This is a genomic window from Wenyingzhuangia gracilariae, assembly GCF_056387575.1.
In genome coordinates this window covers 2,723,833-2,736,413 of the sequence record NZ_CM150748.1, presented here as the reverse complement: position 1 = coordinate 2,736,413, position 12,581 = coordinate 2,723,833, and the positions used below count along the sequence as shown (strand labels likewise).

11 protein-coding genes are annotated in these 12,581 nt (G+C 28.0%); all 11 read right to left on the bottom strand.

Going from position 1 to position 12,581, the window contains the following annotated elements; all coding sequences use genetic code 11:
* Nucleotides 1-45: 45 nt before the first annotated feature.
* From ACY2IJ_RS11885 to ACY2IJ_RS11835, 11 genes are read right to left on the bottom strand one after another with little or no spacing between them, the layout of a single operon-like run.
* The gene (locus ACY2IJ_RS11885; protein ID WP_476724582.1) at nucleotides 46-969 is read right to left on the bottom strand and encodes an NAD-dependent epimerase/dehydratase family protein; all 924 of its coding nucleotides are present in this window, start codon (nucleotides 967-969) and stop codon (nucleotides 46-48) included.
* A gap of 5 nt (nucleotides 970-974) precedes the next feature.
* Nucleotides 975-2,120, bottom strand: a complete 1,146-nt coding sequence (locus ACY2IJ_RS11880; protein WP_476724581.1) for a glycosyltransferase — start codon at nucleotides 2,118-2,120, stop codon at nucleotides 975-977.
* Nucleotides 2,117-3,172, bottom strand: a complete 1,056-nt coding sequence (locus tag ACY2IJ_RS11875; protein WP_476724580.1) for a glycosyltransferase family 4 protein — start codon at nucleotides 3,170-3,172, stop codon at nucleotides 2,117-2,119. The genes ACY2IJ_RS11880 and ACY2IJ_RS11875 overlap by 4 nt, the downstream gene beginning before the upstream one ends.
* A 5-nt stretch (nucleotides 3,173-3,177) precedes the next feature.
* Nucleotides 3,178-3,597, bottom strand: coding sequence for a hypothetical protein (locus tag ACY2IJ_RS11870; protein ID WP_476724579.1), 420 nt, complete (start codon nucleotides 3,595-3,597; stop codon nucleotides 3,178-3,180).
* Between the two features lie 11 nt (nucleotides 3,598-3,608).
* Entirely contained in the window at nucleotides 3,609-4,964 is a 1,356-nt protein-coding gene (locus tag ACY2IJ_RS11865) for a hypothetical protein (RefSeq protein ID WP_476724578.1), read from the bottom strand.
* The gene (locus tag ACY2IJ_RS11860; RefSeq protein ID WP_476724577.1) at nucleotides 4,957-6,039 is read right to left on the bottom strand and encodes a glycosyltransferase family 4 protein; all 1,083 of its coding nucleotides are present in this window, start codon (nucleotides 6,037-6,039) and stop codon (nucleotides 4,957-4,959) included. The genes ACY2IJ_RS11865 and ACY2IJ_RS11860 overlap by 8 nt, the downstream gene beginning before the upstream one ends.
* Entirely contained in the window at nucleotides 6,036-7,211 is a 1,176-nt protein-coding gene (locus ACY2IJ_RS11855; protein ID WP_476724576.1) for a hypothetical protein, read from the bottom strand. Before ACY2IJ_RS11855 ends, ACY2IJ_RS11860 begins: the two co-directional genes overlap by 4 nt.
* Before the next feature lie 6 nt (nucleotides 7,212-7,217).
* Nucleotides 7,218-8,657, bottom strand: a complete 1,440-nt coding sequence (locus ACY2IJ_RS11850) for a lipopolysaccharide biosynthesis protein (protein WP_476724575.1) — start codon at nucleotides 8,655-8,657, stop codon at nucleotides 7,218-7,220.
* Between the two features lie 10 nt (nucleotides 8,658-8,667).
* On the bottom strand, nucleotides 8,668-10,059 hold the full coding sequence (locus tag ACY2IJ_RS11845) for a phenylacetate--CoA ligase family protein (RefSeq protein ID WP_476724574.1): 1,392 nt from the start codon (nucleotides 10,057-10,059) through the stop codon (nucleotides 8,668-8,670).
* Nucleotides 10,060-10,072: 13 nt separating this feature from the next.
* Nucleotides 10,073-11,269: a glycosyltransferase gene (locus tag ACY2IJ_RS11840; protein WP_476724573.1), complete on the bottom strand. Its 1,197-nt coding sequence runs from the start codon at nucleotides 11,267-11,269 to the stop codon at nucleotides 10,073-10,075.
* A gap of 9 nt (nucleotides 11,270-11,278) precedes the next feature.
* The gene (locus tag ACY2IJ_RS11835; protein WP_476724572.1) at nucleotides 11,279-12,562 is read right to left on the bottom strand and encodes a nucleotide sugar dehydrogenase; all 1,284 of its coding nucleotides are present in this window, start codon (nucleotides 12,560-12,562) and stop codon (nucleotides 11,279-11,281) included.
* Between the last annotated feature and the right edge of the window lie 19 nt (nucleotides 12,563-12,581).

Here is a 12,581-nt window from a genome sequence, read left to right as displayed (position 1 = left end):
TTCAAATTTAAATTTTATTCTTATTATTAATTTTATCTTATTTCTTTACTTGGCTACAAATGATTGCAATGTAACACGTAAACCTTCTTGTGTTGTTAATGGTAATTCTTTGCCTATTGCTTTTTTAATTTTTTGATTAGACACCACATAATTTTCTGTTAACTTATCTAACCTTTCTGTGTTTACAGGTAGCGGAAGCACATCTCCTAATTTAGCCAAAGCTTTTACAATGGTTTTAGGTGTTTGCATAATTTTGGCCGGTTTTTGAATGGTTTCTCCTATAAGACTTACCAAATTATTAGTAGACATTGGCTCGTCATCGGCTACATTGTACACTCCGTTGGGTATTGCTTTGTTTTCTATAAGTTGTTGAATGACAAAACATAAATTTTCTACCGACAAAAATGAACGTTGATTTTGGTATTTTCCAAACGGATATGGAATTCCTTTCGTTACAAAACTATACAAAACGTTTAAATTTCCTTTGTTGTTAGGACCATGAATCATGCAAGGTCTTAAAACATATAGTCTTTTGTTGGCTGGTAACGGTTGTGCTAGCAAATAATCTTCTGCTTGTTTTTTAGATTTTCCATATACCGTAATAGGGTTAGGAACTGCTGTTTCGGTTAACACTGTAGGAACTACATCGGCTACTGCTTTTACAGAACTCATATAAATAAACACTTCGCAATTACTTGCTAAAAATGTTTGAAATAATTTTTTAGTCAATTCTGTATTTACTTCAAAATATTCAGAATCGTTTGCTGTTTTCTTTAAATCGTGTGCTTTACCTGCCAAATGCACTAAGGCTGTTTGATGGTTTAAAACCTCTGTAGTTAGTTCTTTGTAACATATAGTGTCTACACTTTTGGTTCTAGACACTCCTAATACGTTTGTGTTTGCTAAATAGTTTTTTAAATTACTTCCAACAAAACCTGTAATTCCTGTAATGGCAATTGATTCTATCATTATTTTTAAGCAACTAATTTTTGATACAATTCTAAAATAGCACTATAAACTATTTCTTCACTAAATTCTTGGGTGTATTTTGCAAAACTTTGTTCTCCTAACTCTTTAACATTTAAAGTTGCTATGGTAATTATTGCTTTTTCTATAGCTTCTACACTTTTAGGGGTAATTAACAATCCATTGTTTTCTATTAAATGATCGCAACCTGGCATGTTGGTGGTAATAATTGCTTTTTTCATGCGCATGGCTTCTAACAAAAAACGCGGAGTTCCTTCTCTGTAATATGTGGGTAAAATTCCTACATCGCACAAGTACAATAACCTGTGTACATCGGCTCTTTTTCCTAAATAAGTAATGCCCTCTTTGTGTTGAATTGTTTTTTCTAATTCTTCTGGCAATACTGCCGATGGGTTTTGGGTATCACTCCACCCTACAATAAACAATTCTATTTCTTGTTGTGTTTGCGTACGTGCTGCAGAAAAACCTTCTATAAGTTCTAAAATTCCTTTTTCTTTTAGCAATCTAGAAACAAATATAAATTTTAAACTAGGCTTGTTGCCTAACTCTGTTTGCAAGACTTGTAGTTCTTTAGTTTGTTGTGCCACATTTTGAATGTTAAATTTTTCTTGGTTTACGGCACTCCCTTTAATACACATACTACGTTTGTGCATGTTTAGTTCTTCTATATCTTGCTCATTTTGAAAAACTGTATAAGGCTTAAACAACACATTGTTTGTTCTATATACGGTTTTTATTACCCATTGTTGCAGTTTACTTTTGGCTGTTTGTGTTGCAAAAGCAACCCCTAAACCTGTTACATGATTTACAATTTTAGATTTGCTAAACAAACCTGTAACAATGGTTCCAATAATATTGGGTTGCAACCTAAACAAATGCACCACATCAAACTGTTCTTCTGCTATTATTTTTTTTAAACTTTTGGCATATGCTATTTTTACCCCTAAACCTTTGGCTCTAATGTTGGCTCCTACTTCTAACACTCTTATTCCTTGAGCTTCTATAGTTTGTTTGCAACCATCTTTAGGAATAATAGCAGTAACTTCTACTCCTTTTTTTTGTAAAAACAAAGCCAATCTAAGTCTAGCTCCCACAAAATCTGCCCCATAATTTTCTACCAATGCTACTTTCATCTTTTTGTATTTAAATTATTGTACAACTCTATGTGAGATTTTGTAATTTCTTTTAAATCATATTTAGACCTTACTTTATCCCTTAATTTTTCTGCTTTTTTTATTGCAAATTTCTGATTTAAATAAACCTCATACATTGTATCAGAAAAATCATTAATTTCAGACAAATAACCTGTGTTATTATCAATAAACGATGGAATACTACCAACAGGAGTTGATATTATAGGCAATCTTGAAGCTGCTGCTTCTAACAAAGAAATAGGCAATCCTTCCCAAAGTGAAGGTAATATAAAAACGTCTGACTTAGCACACAAATCTGGTATATCACTTCTATATCCTAAAAATTGAATTTTATCACTTACTCCCTTTTCACAAGCATAATTGACTACTTCATCTTTAAGGGGACCTTCTCCTACAATAGTAACTACAAAATCAAATCGATCTTTTAATTCAACAACAAAGTCTATTATTTTAATATGATTCTTAACTTTTTGAATTCTACCTATAGTTAAAAAAGTAAATTTCTCATTTTTATATTCATCACAATAATACTTTGTAGTATCAATACCATTTGGAATTATATTTACATTGTCTATATAAATATCTCGTTTCATATCAGGAGAGAACAGTATATCTGAACTTCTTAAGGGTTTTAGAATTTTCACCACCTTTTCTCTAAGTTTAGACCCCAAAAAATAATTATGAGAAGTAAATACAATTTTTATATTTGGTTTTAATATTTTAAGAACAGTTGTAAATATTAATGAATGGAACATATGAGCATGAACTACTCTTATTCCTTCTCTGTTTATTAACTTACTTATTTTAATAAATGATTTTATCCATGTTAAAATATTTTTACCAAGACCTAAAACAATAACCTCTATATTACTATCTTTAAATTTGGATAATAATCTATCTTCTTTGGTTATTGACACAACAAATACTTTGTAGTTATTGCTTTTTAATCCTAGGGCTAAGTCGTGTACAACTTTTTCAGCACCACCAGCTCGTAAGCCTGTTAATATGTGAAGTATTACTTTAGTTTTCAAAAGATTTATTTTAGATTTTTTAAAATAGTTTCTTTATAGGAAGCAATTATTTTTTTCGCATTAAACTTAAATAATACAGAATTCTGAACTTCTTTAGGTTTATTAATTTGTTTTAACTTCTCTATTTTATTTAAACAATCAACAGTATGTTTTTCAAAATTAACAATATAACTATTTATGTTATTTGATCTAATTTCGTTAGTTGCTCCAATAGCATTAAAAGCTATATGTAAAATTCTTAAAGTGAAACTTTCTAACAATACGTTTAGAATTCTTTCCATAAAAACAATAGTAAAACCCAACATAGATTTTCTAATTAAATCTGTGTTTTTTACAAAGCTTATAACATTAATATACTCACCTAGTTGATATTCTGCTCCTCCTTTAATTAAAGAAATAGTTAAAAGTGTAATCTTATTTTTCATTAACTTATTTTTTAAATAAATTTTAAACTTAAATAACCAACTACCATTACGGTATAAATAAGCAATAATCCTAAGTACTTTTTAGTTCTATTTTTTTTAGAAGTATTATAAATGTAATAGAAGTAATAAATAAAAAGTATTGGATAATAATAATATTTATGTCTAGGCGATCCTACTGATGTTAATGCTATAATTAGAGTTCCAAAAACAATGGCTATAAAAATAGACTTCGTAAACGAGTTGCTTCTATTTTTTTTGAAATATTCTATAAATCCTAATACAGAAAAAGGTAACATAAAGTACCATGCCACATCACCAAAACTTATAAAAACTGTTTCAAAAAAAAGATCTTTTTCATAAAATATTGGAGCTGGTAAAGGAACGTATAATGTATAAAAAAACAATCCTAAATGACCTATAGCACCTAAATTCCTTAGAGAAGTAGAAATAGATTTTCCTCCACTTTTGTTGTTTGAAATTTCTGTATACATTTCCATTTGAGAGGTAATAGATGTAGAACTTGAATATTTAAAATATTCGAAAAGTCCATTTTGATATGCATAAAACAGACCTAAACTTAATACAACTGAAACAAATAATTTATTATTTGCAATTGTCCTTACTCTCCCTTCTCTTCCTTTTATAAAAATATAATTATAACAAGCAAAAAACAATAATGATACAATCGCTATCTCTAATCTAATATTAGAGATAAATAAAATGACTAATAAGTAAGTGATTAAATTTTTGGTGTTCTTTATATTTAAAGCCAGATAAATTGAATATAAAAAAGGGGCATATGCTAAACTTTCACGCCAAGTATTTGTGGCTACTTGTAAAATTCCAGGAAAACTTATAGTTACAATACATGCCGATACTAAAATTTTTTCTTGAAACCTACCTTTACCTATTTTATAAAGTAACGGTGCTACATTTGCTCCTACTCCAGTACTTACAAATAAGAAATAATAAAAGTTAGTAGACCCACCTAAAAAAATAATAATTTTATAAAAACTTGAAAGTAAATACAAGTATAATTTATATCTACCATAGTAATTCCTCATATTACCATTAACAATTTCTATAACTATACTATAATATCTTTCTGCATCACCTCCAGGTATAAAAGGCAAACCTGTTTCTGCTAAGTATGAATTCACCAACAAAGGCATTATAATCATTGATATGCTTAAACTCAATAAATAAAAACTCCTTTCTTTGTTTTTATAAAACAAGAAACCTAACAATATAAAACATATATACAAGCCGCCAATCAATATCTCTTGTGTAATGAACATAATCATTACCATTGACAATACTCCTAATACAAAAACAATGTTTTTTATTTTATACAAAAAATTAGTCATTTATAATATTTTCTAATTTTTTTATCATGTTTTTAGAATCATATTTTAATGCTTCCTTTTTTATTGTTTCGGATGACAAAGCTTTATATGCTTTCGTTTCCAATACTTCAACAGCCATGTTTATATTATCTATTAAAAAACCGGTTTGCTCTGTAATAATTTCTACCGGACCTCCTTTGTTATTTGCTAAAACTGGCAATCCATAATATTGGGCTTCTAAATAAACCAAACCTAAAGATTCTTTAAAGTTAGACAATAACATAAACACATCTGCTTGTTTATACAACATAGATAATAACTCTCTATTTAAATATCCATGAAAAATAATATTCTTTGTTAAGTCCAACCGTTCAACTTCTTGCTTAAACTCATTTAAATAAGCTCCTTTCCCTACAATATGCCATACAAGCTGTTCGTCTTTAGTTAATAATGTTTTTACAACTTGTAACATTTCAACATAACCTTTATCTTTTACAACTCTACTTACTGTTAAAATATTGGTATTGCTATCAAAACAATTAGTAAACTCTTGTTTTTTATCAATTGAAAAAACATCATAGGCAACACCAGGCATCCAAGTTCTTATATTTGTTAATAAAGGGTAATTTTCACTAACAAATCCTGACATAAAATTTGACACTCCAACTACGGATTTTAATTCCGTTAATAATCTATAAAACAAAGGAGACCCTATTTTATATAATTTATTAAGACCTTTTTTGTAATTTTCTATTATTGAAGTACCATGAATAATTATAATAGTTTTTGCCCTAACTTTTTTATTAAAAAAAAACATAAAAGGAATAACAGTATTGGCATCATTTAAAATAATTGTGTCATACTTTTTCCAGTTTAAAAACAAAAATTTAAGATAGTAAAAGGCAATCCAGATAATTTTAATTCTAAAAATACTTATTATATTAATTTCAGAATGTATTTTCTTAACCTTATGATTACTTAGCAAAGTTATTTTATAATCTTTTTGTGACAATTCATTAATCATTTGCTTTGCAACAAAACCAGCACCTCCTCCAAAAGGAGGGAATTCATCACTAATGACCAAAACATTTTTCATTGCTTTATTTTTTTTAGTAAGCCTATAATTAGTTTTTTTCTGAGGTTTTGTGCGTGAGATTCTTTACCTGAAAAATTACAACTCTCCATTTTAAGATATGTTTTTTCTATAACTTCCTTCAATTCCTCTTCAGAAAACATATTGTAATAGTTTGCTAAAGAATTAAAGACCCATGCATCTGAACGAACCATGTATTCATTATTATTAACACAACCATCTTCTTTTAATGAAGCGTAAAAATAATTTTTATTCCATGAAAATTTCAACAACCAATTTTTTACCTTTTTTGCTGCAGTTAAATATTTATCGTTAGGTTTATGTTTGTGTGCAGCTAAAAAACCTGACATTACAGAGCAAAACCCCCAAACGTGTATTAAATCTTTAAAATAAATTGTTTTATTTCCATAAGGTACTACACCATTTTCTTTTTGAAGCTCTAATACGTGTTTTGCTGCTTCTTGTATTAACTGTTCTTGATCTTTATTAGGAAAATAACTCTGAGCTAATGCATGTACTTCTACTTGTTGCATTTGATGGTAATAATCTATTTTCCCTTTAGCTAAGTCCGATATAATTGGATTCTGTTGATCTGAATAGTACCAAAACTTCCCTTTTTTAGACTCATCTACAGACATAACTTCTAATAAATACTTATTCATTCCATTGTAAATATTTATCAACTTTTCATCATCACTTTTAGTTACTCCTAAATAACACCCTAGTGCTGCGCAAGCAAACGAAGTTCCATTATAAACCATAACCTCATTTATTGAATATGGGCCATATGGTATTGCATATTTACCATCCCCTAAATTCAACGTAAACCTTTCTATCCAAGAAACGGCTTTGTCCATTGCAGATCTAGTTTCTATATCCTCACCAAAAACACGCTCATATTCACATAAAGCAATTAATGAAACTAATTCTGGCGATGTGCTTTCTCCTTTTTTATGAAATTTTCCAAAATTAAAATTGTAACCTATATCAAATCCACCATCAGGCCTTTGTATTTTTAACAATATATCTCTTACTATGTTGGATCTATTTTCCCATTCTACATCCAATGTAGACTCATACATTTTTACACACCCTAACAATGATTCATATATGGTTTGACTACAATGCTTTACATAAGGCGAAGCCAATACTATTTTTTTTATTTTTGAAATCATTAAAATTTATTTTAAATTTTCAATTAACTTAATAAAGTACGATACTTTAAATTTTGATATTTTAAAGAATAAAAGCGCTTGTAATAATAAAATTGGAATTGCTACGTATACTGAATAGTAACCAAGGTAAGAACTATAAGTAACTCCGCATGCAATTAATACAAAAACTTGACTTTGAAAATATATTTTAGGGACTTTTATATTATTAATATTTTTCACTATAATAAATAAACCCGCTTGAGAAAATATACGTCCTACAATTCTTCCAATTAAAACTGCCAGCACTCCATAAGATTCTATAAAAAACAATGTAATTCCTATTTGTATTACATTTAATAAAACATTATTTATAAAAAAAGAACGATTCTTTTCATTAGCTAAAATATACATACTATTAATAGATCCAATATTTCCTAGATTGGCTCCTAAAATTAAAAATATTAATACAGGTGTATATCCCACATATAAATCACCATAAATAGGAATTAGAAACAAACTTACAACCAATAAAAAAAATGATACTAAAGTACTTATAAGAACCATTAATGTAGAAGTTTTCCCATACACCTTCTCTATATTCTCCTTATCATTTTCATGTACTAATTTAGAAAAAGAGGATAATAAAACTTGTCCAATCTTTAAAGATATAAAGCCTGTTAAAGTAGATATTTGAACTAAAACATAATACACTCCCATTTCCTTTAAACCAATAAATTTTAAAATTAAAATTTTATCTACATTTCCAAATATATACGTGTTAATTGTGTTAAAAAAAGAATAAATAGAAAATGAAGTAAAATTACTTCTCCAATAATGTCCTATTTTAAAAGTAATTGTTTTTAAACCTAAAAAAATAATTATTCCGTAAATTAAGATTAACAGTATAACAAAGTAATCTAGACCTTTAGTTAATAAAACACTTCTATCTGTAAAATAGAACACAACCATGAAAATAGCAAAGAACAAGACCCTTAATTGCATTAAAAAAGATGCTTTTTTAAACTGCATACTTCCTTGTAAAGCATAAATAATAATTTCAGAAAAGGCTATAAAAGGTGTTATTAATATAAACAAATTTAGATTTTTCAAAAAATGTTTACTATCAAAAAGATAAGTTGATATAGTTGGAAAAAAACAAATTAAACAACAAAAGATTATTAAAAAAATAAAACTAATAAAAGTGTAGGTAAACAAAAATTTTCCTTCATTCTCTTCTTCTCCTATTTTAGGTAAAAAATTTGTTATAATTGTGGAACCTCCAAATAAAACAAATGTTGTTACTGTATTAATAAAAACAATTAATAAAGTATAATAGCCTAAAACAGTACCTGTACTATCATATATCCCAAATATCCAATTTAAAAAAAATGTAAAAGGAATAGATATAATAGAAAAAAAAGTTACCCAAAACGCACCACTTACAAAAGTCCTGTTTATTGAATTCATTAAAATAATATTACTGAATTAATGATTTTATTAATTGTGACTTACCATTCTTTCTCATTGGAATTTCTTCAACTAATTCAACTCTAATCTCAAAAGCATCTCCAACTTGAGTCTTAGTATTATTTATTAATTCATCAGAATCAATATCTTTCCATAAGTTGGTAGGAACAACTTTAATTAAAATTTTATCAATATCTACTTGAATAAACTGACATTGTTGTAATTTACCAAACATCAATTTCATTGGCTGATTCATAGAGCCAGCACCTATTTTTGTTCCGTCTCTTCTGACGATAATATCATCTTTTCTACCATCTAATCTTGTAATAAGAGTATGATTTCTTCCACAATTACACTGTATATTATTATCTATCATTCCTAAATCACCTATAACATATCTAATTAAAGGCATAGAATAATTTTCTAGATGTGTTCCTACTAGTAATCCTGTTTTTCCCTCAATGGTTTCATAACTATCATCAACGACTTCTGCTATAGAACTTTCATCATTAATATGATACCCTGAGAATGCATTGCACTGATTTGCTGTCATAATATCCTCATTCTGTCCATAATGATCATATACTTTACAAGTAAATGCTTTTTCTATAGATTCTCTATAGTTATCGTATAATGTATCTGATGAAGTTAAAACAGCTTTCATTGGTAATGTTATTCCTTTTTTATTTAACCTTTGAGCCAACAAATAAATACCTGATGCATAACCTCTAATATAATCTCCTTTATATCTTTTAATATCTCTAATAAACCTATCAAGACTTTTATCTGTGATATAATTAGTATAAAACTGTAATACTTTACCATGGGGAACGAGAATTGCTCTAGCATTATTAGGTTTTTTTAATTTAACCTTACAAGCTCCTCCAATATATATCATTTTATCTTTATAAAGATTAATCCCAGCATATTTGGACCACCTCCACCAATGAGCCTTTCGTACTCCAATCATATGACTATCATACAAGTACTTCATTGGAGTCCCTGTAGATCCTCCAGTAGTAATTGTTGTCATGTCTTCAATATTATGCTTTAAGCTAATTAAATCATCGTAATTTTCCGTAATAATTTTCTTAGTTAATACCGGCAACTTTACCAAATCTTCTTTAGCTTTTATATCACTTGGAGTTAAATTTAGTTTTTTAAACAATTTACTATAGTAAGGCACATTGTCATAAGCATGTTGGATTAGTTTAGACAATTTTTGGTTTTGAACAACTAATAATTCCTCTTTAGATAGGTACTCAGTTTTATTTAAAAGCTCAAAATATGTGGTTTCTTCTTTAGCTGGTGTAAATTTATTACCTGCTAATAAAACATATGTTTTAGATATCCAAATTCTAATAAGTAATGGTAATTTGTTATAAATATGAAAATAATTCATAATATTCTTATTTTTAAGGATTAATAACTTTCATCACAAAACTATCCCAAGAATATTCTTTACTTTTTAATAAGCAATTTTCCCTTAGATATTTGTTTTGATTAAAAAAATGATTTAATGAGTTTGACAAACAATCAGACGTTACTTCTTTTAGAACAACACCTGTCACATTATTTTCTATAATTTCTAAAAAAGCGTTTAAAACACCGTTTTTATAGTTTTTTGTTGCACCAAATCCCATTACAGGAGTTCCGCACGCCATAGATTCTATAATTACTTGACCAAAAGTTTCAATGGTCGAAGGCAAAACAGTTAATTTTGCATTCTTGTAAAAAATTGGTAACAACTCTGATTGTTTTCCTACAAAAAAAACTTTTTTTTCTATTCCCCAATTTTCAACTTTTTTTTCTAAAAATTTTTGATGATTTCCATCTCCTACTAACACCAAAGGATATTTTTGATTAGATTTTGCATAACCTTCTATTAATAAATCTATGTTTTTGGCAGAAGACAATCTCCCTACATATAATAAGTATCCATTTATTAAATCAGGATATTTTTCCTGAAATCTAGAAGTATATAATTCTGCATTCTTTACCGAAAAAACAGAATGGTCTATTCCTGGTGTTATTTTTAATAGCTCTTTGATGTTTTTTCCATATGATTTATTTAATTGAAATATCATTAAATCACTAAAAACAATAGATCTAGTTTTTTTTACTAAAGTATTTTCAACGTAAAATAACGTTGGGTAATCCATTAAAAAATAGATTAAAAATTTAATTTTTTTTAGAATGCTTATATTATCCTTTGTAAAATAGGTTCCTTTTGTATGAAGATAAGCTGTTGTTGCATAAATTTGAACAATTGGAATATTAAGTTTTAGTTTGGCTACACAAAAAGCAAACAACGTATTACGACTCCATATCTCATCTGGTTTAAATCCATCAACAATATTTTTAAAATATTTTCTTACCACTGTATTCACTCTAAAAAGCCTTATAGGAGTCCCAAAAGAATCTTTTAAAGGAAGTTTTATATAGCTAATATTATTATTATTTAATGTAGTTTTTTCTTTTATGTTAGTGTCAAACGAAACAATTTTTACTTCATGTCCTTTTTTTAACAACTCTGAAGCAATGTAATTTAATGAGTTTTCAACTCCTCCTACATTAGGATATGCAGATATATTTATTAATAATATTTTCATAAAAATATCTTAAAATGAATTATCTATTTCAATAAATGGCAACACATTTTTTACATCATAAACAATAGCTTTATCTTTTTTTAGTGAACTTAAATTTATATTTTCAAAAGTAGTATGAGCTACTGTCAAAACTACAGCATCAAATTTTTTATTTGGTAAAATTTCTAAAGTTTCTATGTTGTACTCTGCTAAAACTTCATCACTTTTGGCCCAAGGATCATATACAGTTATATTTGTATTATATTCTTTTAAGGCTGTAATAACATCTATAACTTTTGTGTTTCTTACATCTGGACAATTTTCTTTAAAAGTTACACCTAAAAGTAATATTTCAGCATCTTTAATTCTAACGTCTTTTTTAATCATTGTCTTAATTACCTCAGAAGCTATATATGAACCTATACTGTCATTCATTTTTCTACCTGCCAAAATAATTTCTGGATGATATCCGTACTCTTGCGCTTTTTGTGCCAAATAATAAGGGTCTACTCCAATACAGTGTCCTCCTACCAAACCTGGTTTGAATGGTAAAAAGTTCCATTTGGTTCCGGCAGCCTCTAAAACATCGTGCGTATTGATGTCCATTAAATTGAATATTTTAGCCAACTCGTTTACAAACGCAATGTTAATATCTCTTTGTGAATTTTCTATAACCTTAGCCGCTTCGGCTACCTTAATTGTTGGGGCTAAATGAGTACCTGCAACAATAACCGATTTGTACAATTCGTCTATTTTTTTACCTATTTCTGGTGTTGAACCAGAGGTTACTTTTAATATTTTTTCTACAGTATGTTCTTTATCTCCCGGATTGATTCTTTCTGGAGAATATCCTGCATAAAAATCTTTATTAAATTCAAATCCTGATGTTTTTTCTAACACAGGAATACATTCTTCTTCGGTAGCTCCTGGATACACTGTAGATTCATACACTACAATGTCTCCTTTTTTTAAGACAGCTCCTACGGTTTCACTTGCTTTTATAAGTGGTGTTAATACAGGTCTATTGTTTTTGTCTACAGGTGTTGGAACTGTTACTACATATACATTGCAATCTTTTAAGTCTTCTAAATTACAAGAACAAAACAATCCTTTTTGGTCTGTATTTTTAGTTACCAAAACACTTTGCAATGTAGCATTGTCTACTTCCAATGTGCTATCTGTTCCAGCATTTAATTCTGCAACTCTTTCTTGATTGATATCAAACCCCACAACGGCATATTTTGTGGCAAACAATCTAGCTAAAGGCAATCCTACATATCCTAACCCTATAACTCCTATCTTAATTTCACTCATCTTATTACTTTTACAAACA

Excerpts from the sequence above, each read along its gene's own strand:
- ACY2IJ_RS11880 (WP_476724581.1), bottom strand. The coding sequence starts at position 2,120 with ATGAAAGTAGCATTGGTAGAAAATTATGGGGCAGATTTTGTGGGAGCT.
- ACY2IJ_RS11870 (WP_476724579.1), bottom strand. The coding sequence starts at position 3,597 with ATGAAAAATAAGATTACACTTTTAACTATTTCTTTAATTAAAGGAGGA.
- ACY2IJ_RS11835 (WP_476724572.1), bottom strand. The coding sequence starts at position 12,562 with ATGAGTGAAATTAAGATAGGAGTTATAGGGTTAGGATATGTAGGATTG.
- ACY2IJ_RS11865 (WP_476724578.1), bottom strand. The coding sequence starts at position 4,964 with ATGACTAATTTTTTGTATAAAATAAAAAACATTGTTTTTGTATTAGGA.
- ACY2IJ_RS11860 (WP_476724577.1), bottom strand. The coding sequence starts at position 6,039 with ATGAAAAATGTTTTGGTCATTAGTGATGAATTCCCTCCTTTTGGAGGA.
- ACY2IJ_RS11845 (WP_476724574.1), bottom strand. The coding sequence starts at position 10,059 with ATGAATTATTTTCATATTTATAACAAATTACCATTACTTATTAGAATT.
- ACY2IJ_RS11885 (WP_476724582.1), bottom strand. The coding sequence starts at position 969 with ATGATAGAATCAATTGCCATTACAGGAATTACAGGTTTTGTTGGAAGT.
- ACY2IJ_RS11855 (WP_476724576.1), bottom strand. The coding sequence starts at position 7,211 with ATGATTTCAAAAATAAAAAAAATAGTATTGGCTTCGCCTTATGTAAAG.
- ACY2IJ_RS11850 (WP_476724575.1), bottom strand. The coding sequence starts at position 8,657 with ATGAATTCAATAAACAGGACTTTTGTAAGTGGTGCGTTTTGGGTAACT.
- ACY2IJ_RS11840 (WP_476724573.1), bottom strand. The coding sequence starts at position 11,269 with ATGAAAATATTATTAATAAATATATCTGCATATCCTAATGTAGGAGGA.